Source organism: Marivita sp., from assembly GCF_051251565.1.
GTDB lineage: Bacteria > Pseudomonadota > Alphaproteobacteria > Rhodobacterales > Rhodobacteraceae > Marivita.
This window is the reverse complement of record NZ_JBPOFB010000003.1, coordinates 25,321-52,056: the sequence shown is the minus strand read 5'-3', so window position 1 is coordinate 52,056 and position 26,736 is coordinate 25,321. Positions and strand designations below refer to the sequence as shown.

The window sequence follows — 26,736 nt, the reverse complement described above, 5'->3', positions numbered from 1 at the left end:
ACCCCATAGAAGAATCGCAAGTCACATGCTACATCTCGTGGCATGAATTCCCCCGCCACCAATATCCGCGCCTCAATTCAACAGCTTGAGGAAAGCGCCATCAACCGCATTGCGGCAGGCGAAGTTGTGGAACGCCCCGCCTCTGCTGTGAAAGAGCTGGTTGAGAACGCAATAGATGCCGGGGCCACCCGCATTGAGGTGGCGATTGCCGATGGCGGCAAGACGCTGATCCGCGTCACCGATGATGGGTGCGGTATCCCGCCCGAGGAGCTGCCGCTTGCGCTGGCCCGCCACGCCACGTCCAAGATCGACGGCTCTGACCTGCTCAACATCCACAGCTTCGGGTTTCGCGGCGAAGCGCTGGCGTCACTCGGTGCGGTGGGCCGGTTGACCCTGACCAGCCGATCCCAGGGGTATGACGCGGCAGAGCTGTCTGTCAGTGGCGGCACGCTTGATCCGGTCAAACCGGCGGCGCTCTCCAAGGGTACGGTTGTCACGCTGCGCAGTCTTTTTTTTGCCACGCCCGCGCGTCTGAAATTCCTTCGGTCTGATCGCGCCGAAATGCAGGCGATCTCGGATGTGCTCAAACGGCTGGCAATGGCCGAACCTTCGGTCAGCTTCACCCTGCGCGATGTGTCGGGGGGCGGCGAAGGCCGCGTGAGCTTCCGCGCCGATGCCGTCACCGGCGACCTGTTCGATGCGCTGCGCGGTCGTTTGGGTCAGGTCATGGGCCGCGAATTTGTCGACAACGCCGTGCCGATTGATGCCGAGCGCGAGGGCATTCGCCTTACTGGCTTTGCCGCTCTGCCCACCTATTCGCGCGGCGCTGCGGTGGCGCAGTTCCTGTTCGTCAACGGCCGTCCGGTGCGCGACAAGCTTTTGATCGGCGCGTTGCGCGGGGCCTATGCGGATTTCCTGAGCCGCGACCGTCACCCGGCGGTGGCGTTATTTGTCGATTGCGATCCGCACAAGGTGGACGTGAACGTGCATCCCGCGAAATCCGAGGTGCGGTTCCGCGAACCAGGTCTGGTGCGCGGGCTGATCGTGTCCGCTCTGCGCCATGCACTGGCCGAGGCCGGGCACCGCGCGTCGACCACCGTCGCGGATGCAACCCTTGGAGCGATGCGTCCAGAACCACACGGCCAGTCCCGGATTTACCAAATGGACCGCCCGAGTTTCGCCGCGAAACAGACGGCCTACCATGCGCAATCGCCGGGTTTTGCCGAAATGCAGCAAAGCTATTCGGGGCGGATGGTGGATGTGCAAGACACCCCGCAAGAGACAGTTGAGACGTCCCGCGAAACCTTGCCTTTGGGTGCGGCGCGCGGGCAGGTGCATGAAAACTACATCATCGCCCAGACCGAAGACGGGATCGTCATTGTCGATCAGCACGCCGCGCATGAACGGCTGGTCTATGAAAAGCTCAAAACCCAGATGGCGGCGAATGGCGTGCCCGCGCAGGCGCTTCTGATCCCCGATGTGGTCGAGATGAGTGACGGCGACAGCGCGCGCCTGCTCGACATTGCGGAAGACCTGACCCGAATGGGCCTGACCATCGAACCTTTCGGCAATGGCGCTGTTGTGGTCCGCGAAACGCCAGCCATTCTGGGCGAGGTCAATTCCGATGCGCTCTTGCGCGACATTCTCGACGAGCTTGACGATCAAGGCGAAGCCCGCGCGGTGCAGGACCGGATCGAGGCGATCCTGAGCCGTGTCGCCTGTCATGGCTCCATCCGGTCGGGGCGTCAGATGCGGGCGGAAGAGATGAACGCGCTTTTGCGCGAGATGGAAGCGACGCCCTATTCCGGCCAGTGCAACCACGGTCGGCCCACCTATGTCGAACTCAAACTCAGCGACATCGAAAGACTGTTTGGCCGCACATGATTCAGATCGGCGATCTCATTCTCGACCTGAGCGATCCGGTCGTCCTGCTGGCGCTTGTCTTGGGTGGCTTGGTGTTTGTGCTGCTGTTCATGTCGCTGATGTCAGCGCGTCGCGCTGCGAAACTCAGCGAACCGCTCGTCTATCAATTGGCGCAGGTCGGGCAGCGGGTTCAAAGCTTGAGTGACGGGCAGGAACGGTTGTCAGGCGGTCTGCACCATGTGTCAGAGGCGCAGGCGCAAAGCCAGACCGCGATGTTGCAACTGATGGAGCGGCGTCTGGCGCAGGTGCAGGAACAGATGACCGAGAACCTGCACGGGTCGGCCCGGCGCACAGCGCAAAGCCTTGGTGACTTGCAGCAGCGGTTGCAAAGCATCGACAAGGCGCAGGAAAACATCACCAAGCTGTCGGGCGATGTGCTGTCCTTGCAGGACATCCTGTCGAACAAACAAACGCGCGGGGCGTTCGGGGAAATCCAGCTGACCGACATCGTTGGTAAGGCGCTGCCCAAGGACAGTTTTACGCTTCAGGCGACCTTGTCGAATGGCAAGCGCGCGGATTGCCTGATCCACCTGCCGAACCCGCCGGGGCCCATTGCGATCGACAGCAAGTTCCCGCTGGAAGCCTATGAGCAATTGCGTCGTGCGGACACGCAAGATCAGCTCAATCGCGCGGCGCAGCAACTTCGGATTTCGGTGCGAAAACACATCAAGGACATCTCCGAGAAATATATTATCGAAAGTGAGACCGCAGACGGCGCGCTGATGTTCCTGCCGTCCGAAGCGGTTTATGCCGAACTGCATGCGAACTTTCCCGAAGTGGTGCGCGACGGGTTCGCGGCGCGAGTCTGGATCGTGTCGCCGACCACCTGCATGGCCACGCTGAACACGATGCGTGCAATCCTCAAGGATGCGCGGATGCAGGAACAGGCAGGCGCGATCCGCAAGGAACTGGGCCTGCTTTATGCCGATGTGGACCGTCTGGGCAGCCGGGTGGAAAACCTTGATCGGCATTTCGGTCAGGCGGCCAAAGATATTGCGGATATCAAGATCAGCGCTGACAAGGCCGGACGCCGGGCGCGGCGGCTGGACAATTTCGATTTCGAAGAATTGGCCAAGGTCGACCCGACCCCCGTGGTGCGTCTGGCCAAGCCGCCGGGTGAATAGGTCAACATCTGCACCCTATTGTTTCGCGCGCGAAACATTGGATCCGATGTGGACCTATTCACCATTTGGTAACGTTCGGGAAAAGCGCCCGAAATCAGTGGCGGCGGTCCATCCGGGTGTGCAGACGCTTTAGGATCGTGCTGGCGGTTGTTGTGCATAGTGCGGGGATCACCGCGTGCACCAGCGCCGCGCCTGCCGCGACGGTCAGCCAAAAGGCAAAGCTGGCGGCGAAGCGCATGTGTTCGAAATAGGTCTCGTTCACTGTTTGAGGGTGTTCGATGAACACTTTGTGCAAGACCGATCCTGTTTGTGCCATTGGGTGTGCCCTTTTGCGGTTTCTGTCCCTAATGACTGCAAAGATGACGGATTTTGCTGGAGCTGTTTTCCCAAAAATCTTACCCTTATGGTAAAAGGTTGGGAAAAAATCCTATGAAAATGGAAAAGATGGATGATTTCGATAAGGCAATCCTGCGTATTCTGCAACGGGACGCCAGTCTGAGTGTTGAGGTGATCGCGGACCGGGTGGCCTTGTCGCGTAATGCCTGTTGGCGGCGGATCAAGTTGATGGAGGAGGCGGGTATCTTGGTGGGGCGCGTGGCGCTGGCCGATCCGGTCAAGCTTGGATGTCCGTTGGAGGTGATGGTGATGATCCGCGCAGGGCGGCACGATGCCGATTGGCTGGACGGGTTCCACAAGACGGTGCGCGCCATGCCCGAAGTTGTGGGCGCATATCGCATGACGGGGGATCTGGATTACCTGCTGCGGGTGCGCGTGGCGGATGTTCCGGCTTATGACGCGTTTTACAAACGCGTGATCGCGCGGATTCCGCTCTCGGATATTTCGGCCAGTTTCGTTATGGAAGAGATTAAGGAAACCACGGCCTTGCCGATTTAAGAGTGCCAATCTGTTAAGGGGTTCGACATGAACGAGGACATCCAGACCACCGCTGAAGCCGTCGAAGCCGAGGCGCTGCCCCGGAGGGTGGACACGCATGCCAAGGGCTGTGGAGAGACCGGGGCGAAACCTGTACCCGAGGCCATGACGCGCAAATCGGTGAAGCAGAAAAGCGCGTCGGAGTGGGCCTATGAGCGGCTCATTCTGTATATCCAGACTTTCGAAGAACAGTTGGACAATGAACACGAGGTCGCAATGGGCTTTGCCGGGAACGAAACCGGCGTATTGCGGATCGAAGGATTGGGGTTCTTTGATCCCGATATCGTGACCTTTTACGGCAAAGACGCATCGGGGGCGCGGATGCAGTTGATCCAGCACGTGTCGCAGTTGAACGTCGCTTTGCGGGCGCTTCCGATCCCGCGCGAGGATATCCCGCCGCGCCGCATCGGGTTCGAGCTTGCGGCGGAATTGGAACACTCTGACTGAACCGCGACACACTGCGCGCTTGGCATGGGTGACAGGGTCAGGCAAACCGGGTAGCGAAGGATCAAACATACATATCTGAGGGATGTCAAAAATGGCTGAACACAAGCACGGGTCGATGGACACAACCGTACACGAAAAGACCTTTGACGGTTTCATGCGCTGGGCTGTCCGCGTTGCGGTTTTCTCGATCGGAATTCTGATCTTCCTTGCGATTTTCAATTCCTGAGACTGACCCCGAGGTCCCTATGCCCCTGATGTTGCGCGCCCTTGCCGGGGTCCTGATGATGGCCCTCGCGGGGTGTGGCGCGGGCGCGGATATGCGCCCGGATGCCTCGCCCGAGGTGATCAGCAGCGCGTCCTATCGCCATTCCGGTCCGACCGCGTTGACGCTATATACGATGATCAACAACCGGTCTGGGGCTGGGGCACATACCAGCCTGATGATCAACGGATCGCAAAGGGTAATCTTCGATCCGGCAGGCACCGTGCGCCTAAGCGCTGTGCCGGAACGGGGCGATGTTTTGTATGGCATCACACCGGGTGTGGCAGATTTCTATGCGCGGGCGCATGCGCGCGAATCCTATCACGTCGTGATCCAGCGGATCGAAGTGTCGCCGGACGTGGCGGAACGGGCGCTGCGCCTTGCGGTCGCAAACGGCCCGGTGGCGTCGGCGCAATGCGCGCTAAGCACGTCGGCCATCTTACGACAGCTTCCGGGATTCGATGCTGTTGGATCGACGTGGTTCCCCAAGGCGCTGATGGATCAGTTCGAGGCCCTTCCGGGTGTGCAGACCACGAAGATCTTCGAGAACGACGCGGATGACAAATCGCTTGCCATCGCGCAGTTCGAACAGGCGGTTGCGGGTCAGTAAGGCGCTAAAGCAGCGTGCTGAGCGACACCAGAACCGCAGCCCCAACCCCCATCGCGGCAAAGACGTTTTTTGTCAGATAACCCACGGCAAATGTCGCCGCGGCGGCCGCAAGGCGGGTTGCGTCCGGGGCACCGCCGGTGGCGGTGGGCCACAGAACAAGCGGTGCCACCAGCGCCGGGATCACCGCAACAGCCGTGTAGCGCAGGTGCCGCAAGAGCCATTCCGGCATCGCGCGATCCCCCACCAGGCCCAGGAACGCAAAGCGCAGGCCAAAGCTGCCCAGCCCAAGTGCGATGATGATCACCCAAAGTTCGGTTGTGGCGCTCATGGTGTCAGCCCCAGCCGTGTCTCGGCCTTGGCCCCGGCCATCATCCCGCCAAGCCCCGCCACCAACAGACCGGCATTATAGGGCAACCATGCAAAGGCCAGCGCCAGAACCACAGCGACCAGCGCCGCGATCCGGTGCGCTGGGGTGCGCAACATCGGGCCGATCATCGCCAAAAACGCGATGGGCAGTGCAAAGTCGAGGCCAAGGCTTGCCGGTATGCTTTCGCCCAGCAGCGCGCCCAGAAGCGTGAACGCGTACCATGGTGGGCAGATCGGGGTTACGACGCCCAAGAAATACGAGAATTTCTGTGTGGTCGTCTGGTCCGGGTGTTTTTCGTAATCGAGGACAGTCTGGGCGTAGGTCTGATCAACCAGAAAATACGCCGCGATCGCGCGTTTCCACAGCGGCAAGCGGCCCAGATGTGGCGTGATCGACGCCGAATACATCGCCATCCGCAGGTTCACGGCAAGTGCTGACGCAATGACCACCAGCGTTGGTGCATTCTCATTGATCAGTTGCAGCGCCGTGAATTGTGCCGCCCCTGCGATCACGACAATGGAAAAGCCCATGGTTTCGTGTACCGCAAGCCCGGCTTCGGTTGCGAGTACCCCAAAAAGCATGGCAAAGGGGCCGATAACGGCCAGAAAGGGAAGGCCGTCGCGGACGCCCCGCCAGTAGCTTGACATTGCGGTCCCTGCCGCCATCACTGTGCCTCGTCTGCTAAGTTCGGACTGGACGTAGCCTTGGACGAAGGGAGATGCAATCAATGCCGGATGACCTGTCACGGGACTATCTGATCGCGCCTGATCCGGGGGCTGCGCGCCTCACGCGGCGGGTGATTGGCACCGACCACACCGGTGCCGAAACCGAGATCAGCGTGGTCGAGGAGCGCCCGTTGACGATCTTTCTGAACAGTCAGGAAATCGTGACGGCGATGACGATTGGCGACTACCCGGAATACCTTGCCGTGGGGTTTTTGCGCAATCAGGGCATGTTGTTGGCCGACGACGTGGTGACGCGGGTCGAATACGACGACGATCTTGAGGTTGTCGTGGTGCGGACCGAACGCCAGACGAGCTATGAGGAAAAGGTCAAGAAAAAGACCCGCACCAGTGGGTGTGCCGTGGGCACAGTCTTTGGCGATATGATGGAAGGGTTGGACAAGGTTGTCCTGCCCCGCACAGAACTGCGGACATCGTGGCTTTATGCGCTGGCGCACCGGATCAACACGACGCCGTCGCTCTACCTAGAGGCGGGGGCGATCCATGGCACGGTGCTGTGCCAGCAGGACCGCCCGCTGGTCTATATGGAGGACGTGGGCCGTCACAACGCCGTGGACAAGATCGCGGGTTGGATGTTTCAGGAAGGTGTCGATGCCGGGGACAAGATGCTCTACACCACCGGGCGGCTGACATCCGAGATGGTGATCAAGACGGCATTGATGGGGATACCCGTTCTTGCCTCGCGGTCGGGCTTTACCGCGTGGGGCGTTGAGATTGCGCGTCAGGTCGGGCTCACCTGTATCGGACGGATGCGCGGCAAGCGGTTTGTGTGTCTGTCGGGCGAGGACCGTTTGGTGCGCGACATGGACCCGGACATGGTGCCCGAGGAAAGCCGCAAATCCCGCAGGAAGAGCGCGGAATGACCGAACCTCTGGGTGTGATCCTTGCCGGTGGTCTGGCGACGCGCATGGGCGGTGGCGACAAGGCGTTGTTGCCCCTTGGCGGGCAGAGTCTGTTGCAGCGCGTGATGGACCGGCTTGGGCCGCAGGTCGGGGATATGGCGCTTAATGCCAATGGGGATGCGGCGCGGTTTGATGCGTTTGGTCTGCCTGTGCTGCCTGACAGTGTTGCGGGGTTTCCGGGGCCTTTGGCCGGTGTTCTGGCGGGTCTGGACTGGGCCGCGGGGCAGGGGGCAGAGGCCATCGTGACCGTTGCGGCAGACACGCCCTTCTTTCCGACTGATCTGGTGCAGGTGTTGCAGGACAGGGCGCAAGGTATGGCACATCCGCTTGTCCTGGCTGCGACCCCGCGCGGGGAGGAAAAGACCAAATCCATGAGCCGTTCCGGCCTGATCCGGCACCCGACATTTGGCCTCTGGCCGGTTGCGCTGCGTGATGATCTGCGCGCGGCATTGGAGGACGGGATCAAGAAAGTGGTCATCTGGACCGAAAAACACCACGGGCGCGAGGCGGTGTTCCCGACCGACGGTGGAGACCCGTTCTTTAACGTGAACACCCCGGACGACCTGAAGACGGCAGAGGCATTGGCATGAAACTTTATGGTGTGACGGGATGGAAAAACGCGGGCAAGACCGGGTTAATGGAACGTCTGGTGACGGAAATCACCGGGCGCGGCTTTGCCGTATCCACTGTCAAACACGCGCATCACACTTTTGATGTCGATCACCCCGGCAAGGACAGCCACCGTCACCGCGTTGCAGGCGCGACAGAGGTGCTGTTGGCGTCGCGCAATCGGTTCGCGCTGATGCACGAGTTGCGAGACGAAGACGAGCCAACGCTGGAGTTTCTCCTGTCCAAGCTGGCTCCGGTCGATCTGGTGCTGGTCGAAGGTTACAAACGCGACCGCCATCCCAAGGTCGAGGCGCATCGCGCGGAAACCGGCAACACCCTGATCGCCCCGGGCGACCCGACGATCCGCGCGGTGGCCAGCGATACGCCAATGGCGTTGGACCGTCCGGTGTTTGACCTGAACGACACAGTTGCGATTGCTGATTTCATCCTGTCCGAGGTGGGTCTTTGACCGGGTTCGACACCCTTGCGATTGTCGATTGGTCGGCGGGAAAACGTGCGCCGGACCGTCCCTCAAAGGATGCGATTTGGATTGGTGTGACGCGGTCTGGTGTCGATCAGGACCCGGTCTATTGCCGGTCGCGGATTGAAGCCGAGGCGTGGCTTGCGGCCTTTGTCGAGGCTGAGGCGCAGGCTGGTCGGCGCGTGTTGATTGGGTTTGATTTTCCGTTTGGGTATCCGCGCGGCTTTGTCCGGCGCATCACCGGATCGGACGATCCGCTGGTGTTCTGGGATTGGCTGGAGGCGCGGATCACCGACAATGCGGCAGGCGAGAACAACCGTTTTGAGGTGGCGTCAAGCCTCAACCGGTTGTTTGACGGGCCGGGGCCGTTCTGGGGCAAACCTCGCGAGGATGTTTGGCCGGATGTGCCTTATCGCAAGACAGGCATTGCCTATGAGTTTTGCGCAGAACGGCGGGCCTGCGATAATGCGGCAAGCGCGTCGTCTTCGTGTTTTCAACTCTTCTTTAATCCGACTGTGGGAAGTCAGGCCCTGATGGGGCTGCCCATGCTGGCACGGTTGCGGCAGCGTGCGGGTGTGGCGGTCTGGCCGTTTCAGGATTGCTCTGACGCGCCGGTTGTTCTGGCCGAGGTTTGGCCGGGCCTGATCGAAGCGGCGGTGAAGGAGGGTGGCGCAGACGAGATACGCGATCGCGCCCAAGTGCGGCTTTTGGCGCGCGCCTTGGCGGGGCTTGCGCCGGGGCGGTTGGAGGCGATGCTGGCGGATACCGGTCCCGAGGCCAGCGAGGAAGCGTGGATTCTTGGCACGGGGCACGCTGTGGAGTTGGTGGCTGCTGCGCAGGGCGTGGTGGGGTTGACGCCGCCGCCCTTGCGCAATGATTGTTTCGCCTTGCCTGCGGGGGTTGATTGGACGCCGGTGGATGATGCGCTGGCGCTTTTGCGCGCCCGTATGACGCCGGTGGTCGGGGTCGAAACTGTGCCGCTGATGCAGGCGGCGGGGCGGGTGTTGGCCGATGATCTTGTGGCGCTGCGGTCAAACCCGCCGCATCCGAACACCGCTGTAGACGGGTACGGGTTTGCCGGGGGTGCGATCGGCGACGGACCGCAGGTGTTGCCTTTGGTTGACGGGCGCGCGGCGGCCGGTGCGCCCTTTGCAAGCGCGGTGCCCGAGGGGGCCGCGATAAGGGTTCTGACCGGGGCAGATTTGCCGGATGGCGTGGACACGGTTGTCCTCGATGAAGACACGCGGGTGCAAGACGGTCAGGTGGCGTTTCACGGCCCGCTCAAGCGCGGGGCCAATACGCGCAAGGCTGGGGAGGATGTGACTGCGGACGACATCGCGCTGTATCGTGGTCGGGTGCTGACCCCTGCGGACCTCGCGCTCGCGGCGGCTGTTGGGCATGGCACTCTGGTGGTGCGCACGCGGCTGCGCGTGGCGGTTTTGTCGACCGGAGACGAGATCGTGGAGCCGGGTGCGCGCGCGTCGGAAGGGCAGATTTTTGATGCCAACCGTCCGATGCTGCTCAGCCTGTGTGCCGGGTTTGGCTTTGACATGGTTGATATGGGCCGCGCGGCGGATGCGCGGGACGCTGTGCGCGCATCATTGGACGCAGCGGCAGATCGGGCGGATGTGATCCTGACCTCTGGCGGGGCGTCAGCGGGCGATGAGGACCATATTTCGGCGCTGTTGCGCGAAACCGGCGCGATGCAGGAATGGCGCATCGCATTGAAGCCGGGACGCCCGCTTGCTCTGGGAATGTGGCGCGGCACGCCGGTGTTCGGCCTGCCGGGCAACCCGGTGGCGGCGCTTGTCTGTACGTTGGTTTTCGCGCGCCCTGCCATGGCGGCGTTGTCGGGGGCCGGGTGGTCAGAGCCGCAGGGCTTTGCGGTGCCTGCCGCGTTCGAGAAGCGCAAGAAGCCGGGGCGGCGCGAATACCTGCGGGCGCGTATCCGTGATGGGCGCGCGGAGGTGTTCAAATCCGAAGGGTCCGGCCGGATCAGCGGGTTAAGCTGGGCCGAAGGTTTGGTCGAACTGCCCGATGGTGCGGTGCATGTTCGACCCGGTGACCCGGTGCGGTATATTCCGTTCGGGTCATTTTCCTGAGCCGGTTTGGATGCGATGACGCATCCAGAGGTTCCGTTGCCGGAACCTTCGGGGGCTCTGCCCCCAAACCCCCGAGGTATTTATGGCCCAAAGAAGCAGGTTTGAGGTTTAGTCGAAGGTGCCTGTCACGCGGCCTAAAAGCATGAAGGCGCGGGCTGTGCGTGTGCTTGCCAGATCCGAGATTTCGGAATCGGTGGCAGTTTCCTCGAACCGGGAGAACCCTTTGTCGAACACCCGCAGGAAGTGATGCGCCGCATCGCGGAAGATCGGGTCTTGTTTCATGCGGCCTGCCGTCAAGGCGAGTGAAGATCGGTCACGCACCCCCCCCAAGGCAGCGATGGTGCGCCCGCGTTCGCCCTTGGCAAAACGCCGCCACAATTCGGGCCGGGCCATATCGGGGCGCAGGTCGTCCATGTAGATGCCGTCCTGGCTGAGCAGGGTCAGTACGTCTTGCGCGGCTTGCACCAGCTGTGCCGATGGGCGGTCTTTGAGCGCACGGCGCAGGGCAGCGAAGCCTTCTTGGTCGTCGGCGGTTTCCGGGAAATGCAGCGCGCGGATGAAATCGGAATTTGACAGCGGGGGGTGCATCGCTTCTGCCGGTGTCCCCAGTGCCAGGACGGGCTGGTCGCCTGTTTCGGCATCAGGTGCCGCTGCATGCACCGCGATTTGAGCCGCGCGGGTCGAGGTGAACATCGCCAGAGTGGTTTCTGCCTTTTTCTGCGCATCCGCAATTTCGTCCAGTTTTTTGACGATGGACGGGTGCGGCTGCTGATCCCGCCCGCCTGCCTGGTTTTGAGTGATATAGGCGTGCCGGATCGCGTCGATCGCGGTTTGCAGGCGTGTGCTTTCTTCGCGCAGAATCCGTGAGGACCGCGCGCCCAGCGCGGCGACCCAGATCATGCCAACGGGAAAGAAAATCACCATCAGAGTCAGCAGAAACCGCAGACCGTCTGCGCCGTCATTGCCCGAAAACAGGAAAAACGCGGCTGATATGACCAGCCACAACACGCTGAGTGCGGCGGCGGTCAGTTCAATGCCGCTTAGCCCGCGGGTGGTGTCACTGGCGCGGTTCGCAATGGGGTCGGAGAGGGCGCGCGCGTCTTTTTTCGGTGTCATGGCGGGGGATCGACCCATCAGATGTATTCGATTTTCAGCACTTCGTAGGACTTTTCACCGCCCGGAGTGCGCACTTCGACGCTGTCGCCTTCTTCTTTTCCGATCAGGGCACGGGCGATGGGTGATTTGATGTTCAAAAGACCTTTTTCGATAATGGCCTCGTGTTCGCCGACAATCTGCCAGGTCTTTTCTTCGTCGGTGTCTTCATCCACCAGCGTCACGGTCGCGCCGAATTTGATCGGGCCGGACAGCTTGGTTGGGTCGATCACCTCGACAAGGCTCAGCACGCCTTCCAGTTCCTTGATGCGGCCTTCGATAAAGCCCTGCTTTTCGCGCGCCGAATGGTATTCCGCGTTTTCCTTGAGGTCGCCCAGTTCGCGCGCCTCTGCAATCGCCTTGATGACGGAAGGGCGCTCTTCTGACTTGAGCGTTTTCAATTCTGCTTCCAGCGCGGCATGCCCCGCGCGGGTCATAGGTAGCTTTTCCATGGGACGGTTCCCTCTTGGTCGGCAGAGCTTGCGCCCTGGCACCGGTGACTTTGGTGCGGTCCAAACATATCATTTACTTTGGCACAACAGTGACCTGACCCCGGATGGAAACGCAAGGGGCCTTGCACGGATCGGCGCTACGCGGCGCATGAAAAACTGGCATTTCAATCCAAAGACCGGCTGTAACGCGGTGTCGCAATTGACCGTTCCGCACCTGCGCGTTACGTCAATTGGAACGTTTTCGGCAGGTGAATTTGAGGAAAGAGCCCGACATGAGCGAACACACGCGCGAAGCGATGGAATATGATGTTGTCATCGTGGGTGCAGGCCCCGCCGGTCTGTCCGCAGCGATCCGTCTGAAACAGCTGGACGCGGATTTGAACGTCGTTGTCCTTGAAAAGGGCTCCGAGGTGGGTGCGCATATCCTGTCGGGTGCGGTGCTTGATCCATGCGGTCTGGATGCGTTGATCCCGGATTGGAAAGCCAGGGGTGCGCCGCTGAATGTGCCGGTCACGGATGACAGTTTTTACATGCTGGGCGAGGCGGGCAAGCTGCGAATTCCGAATTTCCCGATGCCGCCGCTGATGAATAATCATGGCAATTACATCGTGTCGATGGGCAATGTCTGCCGTTGGATGGCGGAACAGGCCGAAGAGCTTGGGGTCGAGATTTTCCCCGGCATGTCCTGTTCCGAGATTGTGTACGGCGAGGATGGCAGCGTCAAAGGCGTTGTCGCCGGGGAGTTTGGCAAAAACGCCGATGGCACGCCCGGTGCGGGCTATGAGCCGGGGATGGAATTGCTGGGCAAATACGTGTTCCTGAGCGAAGGCGTGCGGGGCAGCTTGTCAAAGGAGGTGATCGAGAAATTCGATCTGTCCAAGGGCAAGGAGCCGCAGAAGTTCGGCCTTGGGATGAAAGAGATTTGGGAGATTGATCCCGCCAAGCACAAGCAAGGGTCGGTCACGCATACGATGGGTTGGCCGCTTGGGTCGAATGCCGGGGGTGGATCGTTCATCTACCATCTCGACAACAATCAGGTCTATGTCGGGTTTGTGGTGCATCTGAACTACGAAAACCCGCATCTTTATCCCTACATGGAATTCCAGCGCTTCAAGCATCACCCGATGGTGAAAGACTTGCTTGAGGGCGGCAAACGTGTGGCTTACGGCGCGCGGGCGATTTCCGAAGGTGGGTATCAGTCGATGCCCAAGATGGTGGCGCCGGGTGTCGCGCTTCTGGGCTGTTCGGTGGGCATGGTCAACGTGCCGCGCATCAAGGGCAACCACAATGCGATGCTGTCGGGCAAGGCTGCCGCCGAAGCCGCCTATGCCGCGATCCAAGGTGGTCGCGCGTCTGATGAACTTGGCGATTACGAGGCGGAGGTGCGCACGGGCGCGATTGGTGAAGACCTCAAGAAGGTGCGTAACGTCAAACCGCTTTGGTCAAAATACGGGCTGACCGCGTCTTTGACGCTGGGCGGTTTGGATATGTGGACCAATACGCTGGGCTTTTCACTTTTGGGGACTCTGGGGCATGGGAAATCCGATGCCGAGGCCACCGGAGAGGCGTCCAAGTTTGCGCCGATTGAGTATCCGAAACCCGATGGCAAGCTGTCGTTTGATCGTCTGACCAACGTGTCTTTTGCCGCGACCAACCATGAGGAAAGCCAACCAGCGCATCTGCATCTGAAAGATGCGTCGGTGCCGGTGTCGGTGAATCTGCCGAAATACGGTGGCCCGTCCGCGCGGTATTGTCCGGCGGGGGTATATGAGTTCGTCAAGGACGAGACCGGGGCTGACAAGTTCGTGATCAATTTCCAGAACTGCGTGCATTGCAAGACCTGTGATATCAAGGATCCAAGCCAGAACATCGTCTGGACGGTCCCGCAGGGTGGGGACGGTCCGAACTATCCGAATATGTAAGCTGCTAAAGGCCGGGCTCCTGCCCGGCCTTTTTGCTTGAGTTGCGCGTGTCAGGGTGGCGCGCTAGGTTTCATGAAAATGCGCTTTTCAAGGAGAAGACCATGGTTCGTTCGAGCATGAAGCGCCTGATGGGGTCAGCAGCTGTTGCGCTGTGTCTGATGGCCCCGGGGGGTGTTTTCGCCAATAGTCTTTCCGGCGATTATCTGGCTGGACGACAAGCCAGTTTCGATGGCGATATTCAGGCGGCGGCGCGCTATTATGGTCGCGCGGTCATGCATGACGCTGAAAACCCTGTGCTGCTTGAGCGCGCGGCGCTGGCGGAGATCTCATTGGGGGATGTCGAGCGTGCAGCGGCGCTGGCCAACAAGTTGGTCGCGGAGGGGCATCGCAGTCAGGTCGCACATATGGCGATTGTCGCGCAGCAGGGCATGTCTGAGGATTTCGCATCCCTGATCGCGCGGATCGAAGACGACCGGGGCGTTGGCCCGTTGGTGGACGGGTTGCTGCTTGGGTGGTCGCAGCTTGGTTTGGGCGATATGTCCACCGCTTTGGTGCAGTTCGATGATCTGTCCGATCAGCAGGGCCTGCGCAACTTTGCCTTGTATCACAAAGCGTTGGCGCTGGCGTCGGTTGGGGATTTCGAAGGCTCTGCCGCGATCCTGGAAGATGCGGGCACCGGCGGTATGCAGCTTACCCGGCGGGGCGTGATGGCGCATGTTACGGTGCTGAGCCAGCTTGATCGTGCCGGAGATGCGCTGGCGTTGATCGAAACCTCGTTTGGCACTGACCTTGATCCCGGCCTGCGGGCGATGCGTACAGCCCTTGAGGCGGGCGAGGCGTTGCCCTTTACCCATGTGCGCAGCGCGCGTGATGGTTTGGCAGAGGTGTTCTACACCCTCGCAGCCGCGCTTTCGAGCGAAGCGAATGACGAATTCACCCTTCTCTATACCCGGATCGCAGAATACCTGCGCCCCGATCACGTTGACGCCATTCTGCTCACAGCCAGCCTGCTGGATGAACTGGGCCAGTCTGAACTGGCGGTCAAAGCCTATGCGAACGTTCCCGAAGATCACCCTGCCTACCACGCCGCTGAACTGGGCCGCGCCGCTGCCCTGCGCGACAGCGACAAGGTGGATGCAGCGATTGAGGTGCTGCAACGGCTGACCAAAACACATGGCGATCAGCCCATCGTACATTCGACACTGGGCGACACGATGCGTCAGTTGGAACGCTATGAAGAGGCGATTGACGCCTATACCCAAGCGCTTGATCTGTTCGAGGAAGAAACCCAGCGCCAGTGGTTCCTGCATTATGCACGCGCGATCAGCTATGAACGGCTTGACCGTTGGGACGAGGCCGAGGCCGATTTTCGCACGGCGCTTGAGCTGAACCCGGACCAGCCGCAGGTGCTCAACTACCTTGGGTACTCGCTGGTCGAAAAGAAGATCAAGCTGGATGAGGCGCTTGATATGATCGAACGGGCGGCTGCCGCGCGCCCCGAAAGCGGGTATATCATCGATTCCCTTGGCTGGGTTCTGTACCGGCTTGGGCGCTATGACGAAGCCGTGGGTCACATGGAGCGCGCCGCAGAGCTCATGCCGGTGGATCCGATCGTCAATGACCATCTGGGCGATGTCTATTGGGCCGTGGGTCGCAAGACCGAAGCACGGTTTCAGTGGAAGCGGGCGCTGTCCTTCATTGTCTACGGATCAACCGCCGAAGAGGTGGACGCTGACCGCATCCGCGCCAAGCTGGACGTGGGGCTGGATCAGGTGCTTGCCGAAGAAGGTGCGCCGCCCTTGCGAGTGGCAAATGACAGCAGCGACTGAATTCGCGCCTGCCAAGATCAACCTCGCTCTGCATGTCGTTGGCCAAGAGGCCAACGGGTATCATTTGCTCGATTCTCTGGTGGTGTTTGCGGATGTTGGTGACAGGGTGTCGGTCACACCGGCCAGCGCGATGTCGGTCACCGTGGATGGCCCCTTTGCCGAAGGTGTGCCGAATGACGCGCGCAACCTTGTGTGGAAAGCGGCTGAGCGGGCCGGTATCGCCGCACAGATTGTTCTGACCAAGAATCTGCCTCACGGGGCCGGGATTGGTGGCGGGTCTTCGGACGCCGCTGCGGTGTTGCGGGCGTTGGGCCGTCCCGATCTGGCGCTTGAGCTTGGTGCGGACGTGCCCGTGTGCCTAAAGGCCACGCCGCAACGGATGCAGGGAATCGGGGATGTGCTGGCCGATGTGCCCCGGTGTCCGGCCTTTTCGTTGGTGTTGGTCAATCCCGGTGCCCATGTGCCGACACCGGATGTGTTCAGGGCGTTGCAGGTCAAGACCAATTCCCCGATGAAGGCTATGCCGACCGACGGTGATTGGCTTGCATGGCTCAAGGCGCAGCGCAACGATCTGCAAGGTGCTGCAATCGCCCGTGCCCCTGTGATCGCAGATGCGCTTGCGGTGCTGCATGACGCGGTGTTGGCGCGCATGTCGGGATCGGGATCGACCTGTTTTGGCATCTATCCAGACAGGATAGGCGCAGAAAAAGCAGCCGCGCGGATCGCGCAGAACAATCCTGATTGGTGGGTCACCGCGTCACAGACTGTTGGCGCTAGTTGACCCGCGCCACCACATAATCGGCCAGGTCATTGAGCATGTCGCGGATCGGATGTGCGGGTAGCGTGGCCAATGCGGCACGCGCTTTTGCAATCCAGTCATTTGCCTCGGCGCGCGTTGCCTCAAGCGTGCCATGCTTGTTCAAAAGCGCAATCGCGTGATCCAGGTCACCGTCTTCCTGACGCCCTTTGGCAATCGTACGGGTCCAGAACGCGTGTTCTTCGGTATCGGCCAGCGCCACCGCCTTGATCACCGGCAGGGTCAGCTTGCGTTCGCGGAAATCGTCCCCGACGTTTTTGCCGGTGGCGTCCGACCCCCAGTAGTCCAAAAGGTCATCAACGATTTGAAATGCGATCCCGAGGGCATCGCCATAGTCATACAGCGCTTTGACCTGTGACTCGTCCATATCGGCAATCACGCCGCCGACTTCGGTCGCTGCGGAAAACAGTGCTGCCGTTTTGCCGCGTACGACTTGCAGATAAATCGCCTCGGTTGTCTTGAGATCCTGTGCTGCTGTCATCTGAAGGACTTCGCCTTCGGCAATGGTGGCGGCGGCATCGGACAGGATGCCCAGCACGCGAATGTTGTTGGTTTCGGTCATCAACTGGAAGGACCGTGCGAACAGGTAGTCACCCACCAGCACGCTTGATTTGTTATCCCAGAGCAGGTTCGCTGTGGGCCGTCCGCGCCGCTTTTCGCTTTCGTCAACGACGTCGTCATGCAGCAGCGTTGCCGTGTGAATGAATTCTACCGTTGCTGCCAGCTTGATGTGGTTGTCGCCCGTGTAGCCGCACATCCGCGCCGCCGCGAGAGTCAGCATCGGGCGCAAGCGTTTGCCGCCGGCCTCGACCAGGTGCGCGGTCACTTCGGGGATGCGCGGCGCATGGTCCGACGCCATCCGTGTGCGGATGAGCGTGTTCACCTGTGCCATGTCGTCCGACAGGATCTCTGCCAAACGATCATGCGGTTTTTGACCTGGTTTATCCAACATCATCACCATTCCTTCAGGAAGGCTCGACAAAGCGGGCCGGGTGTTCCTACATCATGGTCATGGAAGAGCTTTTGCGCACCAATGACATCACATTGATACCGCTCGCCCGAGCCGTGCTTGAGGACGAGGGTATAGCCACGTTTGAATTGGACGTAAACATGAGCATCCTCGAAGGGTCTATCGGCATCCTGCCGCGTCGTCTTATGGTGCGCAGTGACGATCTTGACGAGGCGCGGCGTGTTTTGCGCGAATACGGTGTCAGGTTTGAGGACTGATCCTTTCGGCTCGGACGACTTGAGCCGAGATGATTTTCTGGGTGGCGCGGTTCGCCTGTGGCAACCAAGGCACGGGTATCGCGCAGGGCTGGACCCGGTGCTTTTGGCCGCCTGCATTCCGGCCAAGCCGGGTGAGACGGTGCTGGAGCTTGGATGCGGGGGTGGTGCCGCGATGGCCTGTCTGGGCGCACGGGTGCCGGGCGTGATCTGCACGGGTGTTGAAATGCAGCCCGCCTATGCCACTCTTGCGCAGCGCAACCTTGATGACAATGGGCTGACCGGCACGGTCTATTGCGCCGATCTTTCCGCGCTGCCGCCCGAGATCAAATCAGACCGCTTTGACCACGTGATCGCCAATCCACCCTATTTCGAAGATGCCCGCGCGGTTGCCCCCCGGTCGCAGGATCGCGCCGTGTCGCGGTCGGGCGCGTTGCCGCTGGCGAAATGGGTCGATGTCGCGTCGCGGCGACTCAAGCCCGGTGGCATGGCAACGTTCATTCAACGCGCCGACCGTTTGCCCGAACTCATGACCGCGTTTTTCGCCACTCTGGGCGCGCTGGAGCTATGGCCGCTGCATCCGCGCGGCAACAGGCCAGCGCGACTTGTCCTGTTGCGCGGGCGCAAAGGGCGTAGGGCGGCGTTTATGTCGCACCCGCCGCTCGTGCTGCACCGCGGCGAAAACCACGAAAAAGATGGCGATTCGTATTCGGAAGTTGTCTCGCGCGCCCTTAGGTCGCCACACTCCCTGCTTTTCCCCAAGTAAAACCTGAACAACCCTGGCTTGGTTAGCAGGAATATACCGATCTTGCGGTTGCAGCGTGACAGAATTGTAAAACTGTGGTCGACTGAAGATCCAATCAGTCACAGGAGGACTTCATGAGCTTGACTTCACATCTTCAGGAACTGAAGCGAAAGCACCAAAACCTGTCTGAAGAGGTCGAACAGGCCCAACGCGCGCCGGGGGTTGATGACCTTGCAGTTGCGTCAATGAAAAAGCAGAAACTTCGACTGAAAGAAGAGATTGAGCGTCTCTCGTAATTAAGATTGGCCCGGGTCTCCCCCCGGGCTTTTTCATATCTGATCAACTGAGATAAGTCGCTTTACAGGCAATTGCGCCACCAAAAGCCCTATCTTTTCATCGAGCCAGTCCGAAAATGCTGCGACCTGCGGTTTTTTTTCATGCCCCACCGGGCAGACAAAGCGGAAATGTGCGTCGGTTGACAGGGCGATGTCGAAGGGTGCCACAAGTTGCCCGTCGTTCAACGCACCTACCGCCAATGTGCTGCGGGCCATGACAACGCCCCCACCGGAAAGCGCCGCATCCACGGCATGGTCGGCATGGCTGAAATGTGAGCCGGTAAGCTTTGGCGGGGTGATCCCGTTGGCTCGGAACCACTGTGCCCAGTCTGCGCGGGGCCGCAGGAAATCGACACTGTCGTCAAAGATCAGCGGCGCGCCGCATAGTTTTTCGGGTGTGTCATACAGCTTGGCCATCGCAGGCGTCATCATCGGTGCGAACCAGTCTTTCATAAGCACGCGGGAATACAGCCCCTCGTCCGGTCCATAACCAAACCGAATTGCGGCATCTACGTCGTCGCGCACAAAATCGACGAGACGCAGGCTTGCCGAGAACCTCAGGTCAATATCCGGATGCGCCTGCGCGAACTCGAAAAGGCGCGGGGCCAAAACCTTGGCGGTAAACGCCGGGCCCGCTGTCACGGTCAGGATGTTCGACTGCGCCTGGCGTCGGGCCGATCGCCAGGCCGCAAGGATCCGATCGAACCCGTCCCGCACACCAGACTGAAGGGCCACACCCTCGGGTGTGAGTTCGACCGCGCGGTTCAGGCGGCGGAACACCGGCGCGCCCAGATGTTCCTCAAGTGATTTGATCTGAAAGGACAGCGCGGCAGGGGTCACATGCAATTCTGCTGCGGCCTGCGCAAACGACATGTGGCGCGCAGCAGCTTCGAAGGCTCGTAAGGCGGTTAGAGGGGGAGGTCGATCGCTCATCAATGCATAAGTATAACTTAACTGAACTGGTGAAAAGTCTCGTTTGTCAAAGATTTATCGGGTCGTCATATATGAGACAGTTAAATTTTACAAATGTGAGGAGCCACACGTGTTCGAACATGCCAAAGACATCCAACACCGCGACGCGATCCGCGCGGCACACCAAGCCCGTGGCGAAATGATGCGCAGCCTGATGCGGGCTCTCTTTTCCGGACGCTCAAAAGACTGAAGCTCAAAGCCACAGCACCCCCGCACCGTTCTGGCCGGGGGTGTTTTTCGGTCAGAGCATATTGGCCTGAATGGCAGCCAATTCCGATTGCACAAGTTCGTGCCCCCCGGGGTGCCAGTGTTCTGTCACCTCGGCGTCCTGCGCGCGGAGATAGTCGAGCAGGGACTTGGTCAACGGTGCAGGGCAGATCGGATCACGCTCGCCTGCGGTGATCAACCAGCGCGTCGTGGCAAGCCCCGGTTGCGGGGCCGGTGTCCACGGGATCAACGGATGCATGGCAATCACATCGGTGAAGATGTCTGGATTTTCAAAGGCCACAGCCGCCGCGATATTCGCGCCGTTGGAGTACCCCAAGGCAATCACACGCTGCGCGCCGGTTTCTTCGATCTTTGAGCGCACAAAAATGGCCATTGCGGCGCGTCGTTTGGCCAGATCTTCCATGTCGTAAACCCCTTCGCCAGTGCGCCGGAAATACCGCGCCATCCCGTTCTCTGACACATCCCCGCGCGGCGATACCACTTGCGCACCGGGCCAAAGCTGTTCGGCTAGGCTATGGAACTGGGTTTCATCCCCGCCAGTGCCGTGGAAGGTGAAGACCAAAGGCGCGCCCGGCGTGCCCTTGGTCTCGCGCAGAATGTAGTCAGTCAACGATCGGCTCCAGGTATTTTTCTTCCAGAACGCTGCGCAAATGCTCGTGCTGGCTTGGCAGCTTAAGTGCCTCACCCAGATGCGCCGTGTCTTCATCGCGGTCAAAGCCCGGCTCGTTGGTCGCCACTTCGAACAACACGCCACCGGGTGTGCGGAAATAGATCGCATAAAAGTAATCGCGGTCGATCACCGGCGTGACTTGGTAGCCGGTATCCATCAGCGCGCTGCGCACCTCAAGTTGTGTGTCTCGGTTGTCGACAGAAAACGCAATATGGTGTACCGATCCCGCGCCCTGATCGGCGCTGGGCGCGTTGACCTGCGTGATGTCAATGACGTTCGCCTCTTTGCCATTTGGAACGTGAAATCGCGTGACATTATCTTGCGTGTCCAGCTTTTCGTAGCCCATGAAGGTGAGCAATTCTGCACTGGCCGCCGCATCCCGCAGCCGCATATCAGCACTGTGAAAGCCGCGAATGGCGACACCTGCGTCCACGCCATTGTTCGTCCACGGTGCGCGGGCATCATCACCGGTTTCCACAAGCACGAACCCATCGCCATCTGGCCCGTCAAAGCGGAGACGGTTCTGGCCAAAGGTTGTCTCTGACACAAGGTTTTTCACATCGAATGTCGCAAGCCGTTCTTGCCAATAGGGCAAGCTGCCGTTGGGTACGGCAAAGCCTGTGATGCCGACCTCACCCGTGCCGGGCCGACCGCGCCGCGCGTTTGGGAACGGGAAATAGGTCATCACCGTGCCGGGTGTGCCCGCTTCGTCGCCGTAGTAAAGGTGATACACCTCGGGGGCGTCGAAATTGACAGTCTTCTTGATCCGGCGCAGGCCAAGAACCTTGGTGAAGAAAGCGTTGTTTTCCTGTGCCCCGCTGGCAAGTGAGGTCACGTGGTGTAGCCCGTTGATCTGGTTCAGCATGTCAGGTCTCCTGAAAATGGGTCGGCAATTGCCGCGTCGACCGTGTATTTAGCTGATCTTGTCCGCACATAAACGCACGTAGGCGCGCCGTTTTTGTGCAAATTCGCACCTAAGCGCGGCGTGAGGCCAGCGCCGCAGTCCCTGCGCCAATGGTGATCAGCGCCGCCGCCGCCACCAATTGCCAGGACGCCTGTGCAAATCCGGCCCCGATTAAAACAAGCGTCGACAGCAGCGGTGCTGCATAGCTGGCCACGCCAAGCACCTGAATGTCGCCGCGTTTCACGCCGATATCCCAGACGTAAAACGCCAGCCCAACCGGCCCCAACCCCAATGCCAGAACCGAAAGCCAGCCGAAGCCGGTGTCAGGCCATATCGTTGCTTCGAACATCAGGTGCGCGGGCACGGACAGGAGGGCTGTCAACACGCAGAACACGGCCACCGCTTCGGTCGGGGTGGTGCCCAGCCGTCGGGACAGCACGGAATACCCGCTCCAGGTCAGCGCGCAAAAGCCTGCAAGGATCAAGCCTGGGACTGCGCCGCTTTCAAAGCTCGCGCCGTTGCGCAGCACGATCAGCGCTGCCCCGACGAAGGACACCAGCGCGCCAATGATGTGTCCCGTGCGCAGGGTTTCACCGGGCAGCAGGCCGGAAAACAATACGATGAACAGTGGCCAGAGATAGGCGATCAACCCGGCCTCGGCGGGTGGGGCCAGCCGCAGCGCCGAGAAATACAGTGCGTGATAGCCAAACAGGCCCGCAGTGCCGAAGGCGTAGATCTTCCAATTGATTCCGCGCAGCACCGACATCCGCCCACGCGCCAGCACCCAGATCACCCCGACTGCACCGCCGATGGCAAAAGTCAGCGCATTGAGCAGGAATGGCGGCACCGGCGCAGACCCGGCGGTGAAGAGCGCCAGAAGTGCCCAAAGAAGCACGGCGATAAATCCGGTGGCGGTGGCTTTTGATCTGCTCATGAGGTTGGTTAATTCCCGACCGCACAAAAGAAAAGGCCCGCGCAGCAGGCGGGCCTTTCCGAAACTCTGCGATTTGAGATCAGACGAAGAACTGGGCGCCGTTGGCCGAAATGGTCGATCCGTTGATGAAACCGGATGTCTCGGACGCAAGGAACACGACACAGCGGGCGATTTCATCGGGCTCACCCAAACGACCCGCCGGGATGCCTGCAACGATCTTGGCGCGGACCTCTTCGGGGATCGCCATGACCATTTCGGTAGCGATATAGCCGGGGCAGATCGCGTTTGCGGTGATGCCTGCGCGCGCGCCCTCTTGCGCCAGCGATTTGACGATACCCAGATCGCCGGCCTTGGTCGCGGCATAGTTCACCTGACCGAACTGGCCTTTCTGGCCGTTGATTGATGAAATCACGATCACGCGGCCAAACTTGCGTTCGCGCATGCCGGGCCAAACGGGGTGCACCGTGTTGAACACGCCTGTCAGGTTGGTGTCGATCACCTCGTTCCATGCTTCGGGGGTCATCTTGTGGAATGGTGCGTCGCGGGTGATGCCCGCGTTGGCGACAACCACGTCGATGGGCCCAAGATCGGCTTCGACCTGTGCGATGCCCGCTTTGGACGCGTCATAGTCGGCGACGTTCCATTTATAGGTCTTGATGCCGGTCTCTGCGGTGAATGCAGCGGCTTTTTCGTCATTGCCAGCATAGGTCGCGGCAACCTCGTAGCCTTCGGCCTTAAGCGCTTTGGAAATGGCTTCGCCGATACCGCGGCTTCCGCCGGTGACAAGTGCGACACGGGACATGGGGGTCTCCTCCTTGGTGGTCGTGTTGGTAAGGTTGTTATACCTTGAAACAAGTACGCGCAACATTATTGCGCAGTGGATTTTGATTTTGAAAAGAAGCTACAAAAAAGGGGCGCACGCGGCGCCCCTGATCTTTGTCCGCGCTGCGTGGGGTCAGTCCCGCTCTACGCAAAGAGCGACACCCATGCCGCCACCGATGCACAATGTAGCAAGTCCCTTCTTGGCATCGCGGCGCTGCATTTCGAACAGCAAGGTGTTCAGAACGCGGGCCCCGGATGCGCCGATCGGGTGACCGATGGCGATTGCGCCGCCATTGACGTTCACGATCGCTGGATCCCAGCCCATGTCCTTGTTCACGGCACAGGCTTGGGCAGCGAATGCTTCGTTGGCCTCGACCAGATCAAGATCGCCAACCGACCATCCTGCTTTGTCGAGGGCCTTGCGCGATGCGTAGATCGGGCCGACGCCCATGATCGACGGGTCCAGACCAGCGGTTGCATAGGATGCGATGCGGGCCATCGGCGTGATACCGCGCTTTGCCGCGTTGTCCGCGCTCATGAGCAGAACGCCTGCTGCGCCATCGTTGAGGCCAGAGGCGTTGGCGGCTGTGACAGAACCATCTTTGGCAAACGCGGGGCGCAGCTTTTGCATCGCGTCCATGGTTGCGCCGTGGCGGATGTATTCGTCCTTATCGACAACGATGTCGCCTTTGCGGGTCTTGATGGTGTAGGCGATCACCTCATCATCGAACTTACCCGCCTTTTGTGCGGCTTCGGCCTTGTTCTGTGACGAAACGGCGAATGCATCCTGCATTTCGCGGCTGATCTGCCATTTTTCGGCAACGTTTTCTGCCGTTTGGCCCATGTGGTATCCGTTGAAGGCGTCCCAAAGGCCGTCGCGGATCATGGTGTCGATATATTGCATATCGCCCATCTTGTGGCCCTGACGCAGGTTCGCGGCATGGGGCGACATGGACATGTTTTCCTGACCACCGGCACAGACGATGTCTGCATCGCCCAGCATGATGTGCTGCGCACCAAGCGCCACGGCACGCAGACCTGATCCGCACACCTGGTTGATGCTCCAGGCGGACCCTTCTTTTGGGAAACCCGCGTTGATATGTGCCTGACGGGCCGGGTTCTGGCCTTGGGCGGCGGTCAGAACCTGACCGAGAATCGTTTCAGACACGGCGTCCTTTTCGATGCCGGCCCGTTCGACCAGCGCGTTCAGAACCGCAGAGCCCAGATCATGGGCAGGTGTATTTGCGAAAGAACCGCCAAACGACCCAACGGCCGTCCGAGCGGCGGATGCGATAACGACGTTGGTCATATGTCCCTCCACCAAAGTCATGGTTCAGACGTTCTTCCACAGCACTTATCGCTTGTGCGCGGCTGTGGCCCCAAACCGCTTATGGCGTTCTCCTAGCGTAATGGTGGACCGTCGCATACCGGACAGGGTGTCTCAGGGGAGTTGTGCATAGTTGGGTTGACCTAGCGTCATGATAACGGCGCGCGGGGTCAGTGGACCGCGCGGGATTGTGGTGGCGTGCGCCAGGGTGGATGCACCGTTGGGGCCCCAAAATAATAGCCTTGAAGGAAATCCACCCCCAGTTCCCCCAGTGCATATGCATCGGGGGCGTTTTCGACAAATTCGGCAACCGTGAACATATCGAATTGCTGGGCGATGGCGATAATCGCGCGGGTGAGGACATGATTGTCGGGATCGGTCGCAATGCCGCGAATGAACTGGCCATCGATCTTGAGGATATCGAACTGGAATTCCTTGAGATATCGCAAGGCGGTGTAGCCCGCGCCGAAATCATCCAGAGCAAAGCTGATTCCGAGCTTTTGAAGATCGCGCATCGCCTGCACGACCAGTTCTGGAACCAGCATCGCGGACGCCTCTGTTATCTCAAGTATCAGACGTTCAGCGGCAGACGGATCACGTGCCAGCCCGCGTTCCAGCACCTTGCGCCATTTCGGATATCCGATAGACCGGGCCGACAGGTTTATGGCCAATCGGATGTCGGGGTTGTGCAGCAGTGTGCGCAGGCCATGTTCAAGGGCAAGACAATCCAAAAGCCTGCCGGTTTCGCGTTCTTCAATGCTTTCGATGAATTGGCCTGCCGGGATAATCCGCCCGGTGGGGTCAGTGACGCGGATCAGACCTTCGTAAAAGGCAACATGATCCTGTCGCTGGGCCTGAACCACGGGTTGAAAGGCCAGCCGCACTTCGCGGTGGCGCACCGCGTCTTCGACCACGGACAGGATGTTTTGGTCACGGGTTTGCACCGCCGCATCAAGAGGTGACGGACCAAATGCCTTTCGGACTGCGCGCTGCGCCATGGGAGCATCCTTTGTTTCGCTCCTGGCACTGTGACAAGCGCGCGTTAAACAAGGTTTAATGCGGGGCCGAAATATCGCGTGTTGACTCTGTAGAGACCCACCGTGTAAGCGCGACTTCATTGGTGTTGGTGGCCCCCGCAAGGGGATGCCTGTCATGGGTTTAACGCCCAAAAGGACAACGCTCTTCATAGTCGCCTTTCGGGGCGTCGTTCCAAGAAGGAGATCAGCCGTGACAAAACGCACGTCTGCCAAGTACAAAATTGACCGCCGGATGGGTGAAAACATCTGGGGTCGTCCGAAATCCCCCGTCAACCGTCGTGAATACGGCCCCGGCCAGCACGGTCAGCGCCGCAAGGGCAAATTGTCCGACTTTGGCCTGCAGCTGCGCGCAAAGCAGAAGCTGAAGGGCTATTACGGCGACCTGACGGAAAAGCAGTTCCGTCGCATCTTTGCCGAAGCAGAACGTCTGCGCGGTGACACCGGCGAACAGCTGATTGGCCTGCTTGAGCGCCGCTTGGACGCGGTTGTGTACCGTGCCAAGTTCGTGGCTACCGTCTTTGCCGCACGTCAGTTCGTGAACCACGGTCACGTTCTGGTCAACGGCCAGCGCGTGAACATCCCGTCCTACCGCGTCAAAGAAGGCGATGTGATCGAGGTCCGCGACAAGTCCAAGCAGATCGCAGTTGTCCTTGAGGCAACCCAGCTGTCCGAGCGGGATGTGCCCGATTACATCGAGGCCGATCACTCCAAGCTCAAGGCGACTTTCGTCCGCACACCGGGTCTGTCGGATGTGCCGTACCCGGTGATGATGGAACCGAACCTCGTCATCGAATATTACGCTCAGAACTGATTTTGGGGTCCGCGCGGTGTCACCGTGCGGGTCGTCCAATCAGAACATCTGT

General features: G+C 60.3%; 30 protein-coding genes. 17 read left to right on the top strand and 13 right to left on the bottom strand.

Annotated elements, in window-relative coordinates:
* Positions 1 to 42: 42 nt before the first annotated feature.
* Positions 43 to 1,884 (top strand): DNA mismatch repair endonuclease MutL, encoded by a 1,842-nt coding sequence (gene mutL, locus ACSHXH_RS05000; protein ID WP_435670674.1) that lies wholly within the window; start codon positions 43 to 45, stop codon positions 1,882 to 1,884.
* Positions 1,881 to 3,047, top strand: coding sequence for a DNA recombination protein RmuC (locus ACSHXH_RS04995; RefSeq protein WP_435670673.1), 1,167 nt, complete (start codon positions 1,881 to 1,883; stop codon positions 3,045 to 3,047). The genes mutL and ACSHXH_RS04995 overlap by 4 nt, the downstream gene beginning before the upstream one ends.
* A gap of 94 nt (positions 3,048 to 3,141) precedes the next feature.
* Here the strand turns inward: ACSHXH_RS04995 and ACSHXH_RS04990 are convergent, their stop codons facing one another.
* Entirely contained in the window at positions 3,142 to 3,363 is a 222-nt protein-coding gene (locus tag ACSHXH_RS04990) for a DUF6356 family protein (protein ID WP_435670672.1), read from the bottom strand.
* Positions 3,364 to 3,482: 119 nt separating this feature from the next.
* Here ACSHXH_RS04990 and ACSHXH_RS04985 point away from each other — a divergent pair, with 119 nt between their 5' ends.
* From ACSHXH_RS04985 to ACSHXH_RS04970, 4 genes are all read left to right on the top strand, one after another.
* Positions 3,483 to 3,941, top strand: a complete 459-nt coding sequence (locus ACSHXH_RS04985) for an Lrp/AsnC family transcriptional regulator (RefSeq protein ID WP_435670671.1) — start codon at positions 3,483 to 3,485, stop codon at positions 3,939 to 3,941.
* A gap of 27 nt (positions 3,942 to 3,968) precedes the next feature.
* Positions 3,969 to 4,427 (top strand): DUF6173 family protein, encoded by a 459-nt coding sequence (locus ACSHXH_RS04980; RefSeq protein WP_435670670.1) that lies wholly within the window; start codon positions 3,969 to 3,971, stop codon positions 4,425 to 4,427.
* Between the two features lie 91 nt (positions 4,428 to 4,518).
* Positions 4,519 to 4,653: an aa3-type cytochrome c oxidase subunit IV gene (locus ACSHXH_RS04975; RefSeq protein ID WP_435670669.1), complete on the top strand. Its 135-nt coding sequence runs from the start codon at positions 4,519 to 4,521 to the stop codon at positions 4,651 to 4,653.
* A 19-nt stretch (positions 4,654 to 4,672) separates the two neighbouring features.
* A complete protein-coding gene (locus tag ACSHXH_RS04970; RefSeq protein WP_435670668.1) occupies positions 4,673 to 5,299 on the top strand; it encodes a hypothetical protein in 627 nt (208 codons plus the stop codon).
* Positions 5,300 to 5,303: 4 nt separating this feature from the next.
* On the opposite strand, the gene ACSHXH_RS04965 is transcribed toward ACSHXH_RS04970, so the two are convergent.
* Positions 5,304 to 5,627, bottom strand: a complete 324-nt coding sequence (locus ACSHXH_RS04965) for an AzlD domain-containing protein (protein ID WP_435670667.1) — start codon at positions 5,625 to 5,627, stop codon at positions 5,304 to 5,306.
* The gene (locus tag ACSHXH_RS04960; RefSeq protein WP_435670666.1) at positions 5,624 to 6,331 is read right to left on the bottom strand and encodes an AzlC family ABC transporter permease; all 708 of its coding nucleotides are present in this window, start codon (positions 6,329 to 6,331) and stop codon (positions 5,624 to 5,626) included. The genes ACSHXH_RS04965 and ACSHXH_RS04960 overlap by 4 nt, the downstream gene beginning before the upstream one ends.
* 62 nt (positions 6,332 to 6,393) lie before the next feature.
* Between ACSHXH_RS04960 and ACSHXH_RS04955 the strand changes: the two genes are divergently transcribed.
* From ACSHXH_RS04955 to ACSHXH_RS04940, 4 genes are read left to right on the top strand one after another with little or no spacing between them, the layout of a single operon-like run.
* On the top strand, positions 6,394 to 7,272 hold the full coding sequence (locus ACSHXH_RS04955) for a formate dehydrogenase accessory sulfurtransferase FdhD (RefSeq protein WP_435670665.1): 879 nt from the start codon (positions 6,394 to 6,396) through the stop codon (positions 7,270 to 7,272).
* On the top strand, positions 7,269 to 7,901 hold the full coding sequence (mobA, locus tag ACSHXH_RS04950) for a molybdenum cofactor guanylyltransferase MobA (RefSeq protein WP_435670664.1): 633 nt from the start codon (positions 7,269 to 7,271) through the stop codon (positions 7,899 to 7,901). Before ACSHXH_RS04955 ends, mobA begins: the two co-directional genes overlap by 4 nt.
* Complete coding sequence (gene mobB / locus ACSHXH_RS04945; RefSeq protein WP_435670663.1) at positions 7,898 to 8,389, top strand: molybdopterin-guanine dinucleotide biosynthesis protein B; 492 nt, start codon at positions 7,898 to 7,900, stop codon at positions 8,387 to 8,389. The genes mobA and mobB overlap by 4 nt, the downstream gene beginning before the upstream one ends.
* Positions 8,386 to 10,503: a molybdopterin-binding protein gene (locus ACSHXH_RS04940; RefSeq protein WP_435670662.1), complete on the top strand. Its 2,118-nt coding sequence runs from the start codon at positions 8,386 to 8,388 to the stop codon at positions 10,501 to 10,503. Before mobB ends, ACSHXH_RS04940 begins: the two co-directional genes overlap by 4 nt.
* A gap of 108 nt (positions 10,504 to 10,611) precedes the next feature.
* Here the strand turns inward: ACSHXH_RS04940 and ACSHXH_RS04935 are convergent, their stop codons facing one another.
* Together ACSHXH_RS04935 and greA are read right to left on the bottom strand one after the other, a co-directional pair.
* Complete coding sequence (locus ACSHXH_RS04935) at positions 10,612 to 11,619, bottom strand: hypothetical protein (protein WP_435670661.1); 1,008 nt, start codon at positions 11,617 to 11,619, stop codon at positions 10,612 to 10,614.
* A gap of 17 nt (positions 11,620 to 11,636) precedes the next feature.
* Positions 11,637 to 12,107 carry a transcription elongation factor GreA gene (gene greA / locus ACSHXH_RS04930; protein ID WP_435670660.1) on the bottom strand — a complete coding sequence of 157 codons (471 nt, stop codon included), beginning with the start codon at positions 12,105 to 12,107 and terminating at the stop codon, positions 11,637 to 11,639.
* Between the two features lie 272 nt (positions 12,108 to 12,379).
* Here greA and ACSHXH_RS04925 point away from each other — a divergent pair, with 272 nt between their 5' ends.
* From ACSHXH_RS04925 to ACSHXH_RS04915, 3 genes are all read left to right on the top strand, one after another.
* Positions 12,380 to 14,029, top strand: coding sequence for an electron transfer flavoprotein-ubiquinone oxidoreductase (locus tag ACSHXH_RS04925; protein WP_435670659.1), 1,650 nt, complete (start codon positions 12,380 to 12,382; stop codon positions 14,027 to 14,029).
* A gap of 101 nt (positions 14,030 to 14,130) precedes the next feature.
* Complete coding sequence (locus ACSHXH_RS04920; protein WP_435670658.1) at positions 14,131 to 15,858, top strand: tetratricopeptide repeat protein; 1,728 nt, start codon at positions 14,131 to 14,133, stop codon at positions 15,856 to 15,858.
* The gene (locus ACSHXH_RS04915; RefSeq protein ID WP_435670657.1) at positions 15,842 to 16,639 is read left to right on the top strand and encodes a 4-(cytidine 5'-diphospho)-2-C-methyl-D-erythritol kinase; all 798 of its coding nucleotides are present in this window, start codon (positions 15,842 to 15,844) and stop codon (positions 16,637 to 16,639) included. The genes ACSHXH_RS04920 and ACSHXH_RS04915 overlap by 17 nt, the downstream gene beginning before the upstream one ends.
* On the opposite strand, the gene ACSHXH_RS04910 is transcribed toward ACSHXH_RS04915, so the two are convergent.
* Positions 16,632 to 17,630: a polyprenyl synthetase family protein gene (locus tag ACSHXH_RS04910; RefSeq protein ID WP_435670656.1), complete on the bottom strand. Its 999-nt coding sequence runs from the start codon at positions 17,628 to 17,630 to the stop codon at positions 16,632 to 16,634. The genes ACSHXH_RS04915 and ACSHXH_RS04910 overlap by 8 nt on opposite strands.
* A gap of 56 nt (positions 17,631 to 17,686) precedes the next feature.
* On the opposite strand from ACSHXH_RS04910, the gene ACSHXH_RS04905 reads away from it, so the two are divergent.
* From ACSHXH_RS04905 to ACSHXH_RS04895, 3 genes are all read left to right on the top strand, one after another.
* A complete protein-coding gene (locus ACSHXH_RS04905) occupies positions 17,687 to 17,902 on the top strand; it encodes a DUF2007 domain-containing protein (protein ID WP_435670655.1) in 216 nt (71 codons plus the stop codon).
* 19 nt (positions 17,903 to 17,921) lie between these two features.
* Positions 17,922 to 18,665, top strand: coding sequence for a tRNA1(Val) (adenine(37)-N6)-methyltransferase (locus ACSHXH_RS04900; protein WP_435670654.1), 744 nt, complete (start codon positions 17,922 to 17,924; stop codon positions 18,663 to 18,665).
* Between the two features lie 113 nt (positions 18,666 to 18,778).
* Positions 18,779 to 18,940, top strand: coding sequence for a YdcH family protein (locus ACSHXH_RS04895; RefSeq protein ID WP_435670653.1), 162 nt, complete (start codon positions 18,779 to 18,781; stop codon positions 18,938 to 18,940).
* Positions 18,941 to 18,973: 33 nt separating this feature from the next.
* Here the strand turns inward: ACSHXH_RS04895 and ACSHXH_RS04890 are convergent, their stop codons facing one another.
* The 7 genes from ACSHXH_RS04890 to ACSHXH_RS04860 all read right to left on the bottom strand — a co-directional run bounded on the left by ACSHXH_RS04890 (position 18,974) and on the right by ACSHXH_RS04860 (position 25,834).
* Positions 18,974 to 19,912 carry a transcriptional regulator GcvA gene (locus ACSHXH_RS04890; RefSeq protein WP_435670652.1) on the bottom strand — a complete coding sequence of 313 codons (939 nt, stop codon included), beginning with the start codon at positions 19,910 to 19,912 and terminating at the stop codon, positions 18,974 to 18,976.
* 280 nt (positions 19,913 to 20,192) lie between these two features.
* The gene (locus ACSHXH_RS04885; RefSeq protein ID WP_435670651.1) at positions 20,193 to 20,789 is read right to left on the bottom strand and encodes an alpha/beta hydrolase; all 597 of its coding nucleotides are present in this window, start codon (positions 20,787 to 20,789) and stop codon (positions 20,193 to 20,195) included.
* Entirely contained in the window at positions 20,782 to 21,714 is a 933-nt protein-coding gene (locus ACSHXH_RS04880; RefSeq protein WP_435670650.1) for a VOC family protein, read from the bottom strand. The genes ACSHXH_RS04885 and ACSHXH_RS04880 overlap by 8 nt, the downstream gene beginning before the upstream one ends.
* Before the next feature lie 109 nt (positions 21,715 to 21,823).
* The gene (gene yddG / locus ACSHXH_RS04875) at positions 21,824 to 22,687 is read right to left on the bottom strand and encodes an aromatic amino acid exporter YddG (protein WP_435670649.1); all 864 of its coding nucleotides are present in this window, start codon (positions 22,685 to 22,687) and stop codon (positions 21,824 to 21,826) included.
* A 79-nt stretch (positions 22,688 to 22,766) separates the two neighbouring features.
* The gene (phbB, locus tag ACSHXH_RS04870; protein ID WP_435670648.1) at positions 22,767 to 23,489 is read right to left on the bottom strand and encodes an acetoacetyl-CoA reductase; all 723 of its coding nucleotides are present in this window, start codon (positions 23,487 to 23,489) and stop codon (positions 22,767 to 22,769) included.
* Positions 23,490 to 23,642: 153 nt separating this feature from the next.
* The gene (locus tag ACSHXH_RS04865; protein WP_435670647.1) at positions 23,643 to 24,818 is read right to left on the bottom strand and encodes an acetyl-CoA C-acetyltransferase; all 1,176 of its coding nucleotides are present in this window, start codon (positions 24,816 to 24,818) and stop codon (positions 23,643 to 23,645) included.
* Between the two features lie 188 nt (positions 24,819 to 25,006).
* The gene (locus tag ACSHXH_RS04860; RefSeq protein ID WP_435670646.1) at positions 25,007 to 25,834 is read right to left on the bottom strand and encodes an EAL domain-containing protein; all 828 of its coding nucleotides are present in this window, start codon (positions 25,832 to 25,834) and stop codon (positions 25,007 to 25,009) included.
* Positions 25,835 to 26,063: 229 nt separating this feature from the next.
* On the opposite strand from ACSHXH_RS04860, the gene rpsD reads away from it, so the two are divergent.
* The gene (gene rpsD, locus ACSHXH_RS04855) at positions 26,064 to 26,684 is read left to right on the top strand and encodes a 30S ribosomal protein S4 (protein ID WP_435670645.1); all 621 of its coding nucleotides are present in this window, start codon (positions 26,064 to 26,066) and stop codon (positions 26,682 to 26,684) included.
* The last annotated feature ends 52 nt before the right edge of the window (positions 26,685 to 26,736 follow it).

Bases quoted from the DNA above. Each gene is read 5' to 3' on its own strand.
- ACSHXH_RS04985 (WP_435670671.1), top strand. From the start codon at position 3,483: ATGGAAAAGATGGATGATTTCGATAAGGCAATCCTGCGTATTCTGCAA.
- ACSHXH_RS04935 (WP_435670661.1), bottom strand. From the start codon at position 11,619: ATGACACCGAAAAAAGACGCGCGCGCCCTCTCCGACCCCATTGCGAAC.
- ACSHXH_RS04955 (WP_435670665.1), top strand. From the start codon at position 6,394: ATGCCGGATGACCTGTCACGGGACTATCTGATCGCGCCTGATCCGGGG.
- ACSHXH_RS04890 (WP_435670652.1), bottom strand. From the start codon at position 19,912: ATGAGCGATCGACCTCCCCCTCTAACCGCCTTACGAGCCTTCGAAGCT.
- ACSHXH_RS04970 (WP_435670668.1), top strand. From the start codon at position 4,673: ATGCCCCTGATGTTGCGCGCCCTTGCCGGGGTCCTGATGATGGCCCTC.
- ACSHXH_RS04975 (WP_435670669.1), top strand. From the start codon at position 4,519: ATGGCTGAACACAAGCACGGGTCGATGGACACAACCGTACACGAAAAG.
- ACSHXH_RS04905 (WP_435670655.1), top strand. From the start codon at position 17,687: ATGGAAGAGCTTTTGCGCACCAATGACATCACATTGATACCGCTCGCC.
- ACSHXH_RS04915 (WP_435670657.1), top strand. From the start codon at position 15,842: ATGACAGCAGCGACTGAATTCGCGCCTGCCAAGATCAACCTCGCTCTG.
- ACSHXH_RS04925 (WP_435670659.1), top strand. From the start codon at position 12,380: ATGAGCGAACACACGCGCGAAGCGATGGAATATGATGTTGTCATCGTG.
- ACSHXH_RS04880 (WP_435670650.1), bottom strand. From the start codon at position 21,714: ATGCTGAACCAGATCAACGGGCTACACCACGTGACCTCACTTGCCAGC.
- ACSHXH_RS04990 (WP_435670672.1), bottom strand. From the start codon at position 3,363: ATGGCACAAACAGGATCGGTCTTGCACAAAGTGTTCATCGAACACCCT.
- greA (WP_435670660.1), bottom strand. From the start codon at position 12,107: ATGGAAAAGCTACCTATGACCCGCGCGGGGCATGCCGCGCTGGAAGCA.
- ACSHXH_RS04860 (WP_435670646.1), bottom strand. From the start codon at position 25,834: ATGGCGCAGCGCGCAGTCCGAAAGGCATTTGGTCCGTCACCTCTTGAT.
- ACSHXH_RS04960 (WP_435670666.1), bottom strand. From the start codon at position 6,331: ATGGCGGCAGGGACCGCAATGTCAAGCTACTGGCGGGGCGTCCGCGAC.
- ACSHXH_RS04865 (WP_435670647.1), bottom strand. From the start codon at position 24,818: ATGACCAACGTCGTTATCGCATCCGCCGCTCGGACGGCCGTTGGGTCG.
- ACSHXH_RS04910 (WP_435670656.1), bottom strand. From the start codon at position 17,630: ATGATGTTGGATAAACCAGGTCAAAAACCGCATGATCGTTTGGCAGAG.
- mobA (WP_435670664.1), top strand. From the start codon at position 7,269: ATGACCGAACCTCTGGGTGTGATCCTTGCCGGTGGTCTGGCGACGCGC.
- ACSHXH_RS04965 (WP_435670667.1), bottom strand. From the start codon at position 5,627: ATGAGCGCCACAACCGAACTTTGGGTGATCATCATCGCACTTGGGCTG.
- yddG (WP_435670649.1), bottom strand. From the start codon at position 22,687: ATGAGCAGATCAAAAGCCACCGCCACCGGATTTATCGCCGTGCTTCTT.
- phbB (WP_435670648.1), bottom strand. From the start codon at position 23,489: ATGTCCCGTGTCGCACTTGTCACCGGCGGAAGCCGCGGTATCGGCGAA.
- ACSHXH_RS04895 (WP_435670653.1), top strand. From the start codon at position 18,779: ATGAGCTTGACTTCACATCTTCAGGAACTGAAGCGAAAGCACCAAAAC.
- ACSHXH_RS04980 (WP_435670670.1), top strand. From the start codon at position 3,969: ATGAACGAGGACATCCAGACCACCGCTGAAGCCGTCGAAGCCGAGGCG.
- mutL (WP_435670674.1), top strand. From the start codon at position 43: ATGAATTCCCCCGCCACCAATATCCGCGCCTCAATTCAACAGCTTGAG.
- ACSHXH_RS04920 (WP_435670658.1), top strand. From the start codon at position 14,131: ATGGTTCGTTCGAGCATGAAGCGCCTGATGGGGTCAGCAGCTGTTGCG.
- ACSHXH_RS04995 (WP_435670673.1), top strand. From the start codon at position 1,881: ATGATTCAGATCGGCGATCTCATTCTCGACCTGAGCGATCCGGTCGTC.
- mobB (WP_435670663.1), top strand. From the start codon at position 7,898: ATGAAACTTTATGGTGTGACGGGATGGAAAAACGCGGGCAAGACCGGG.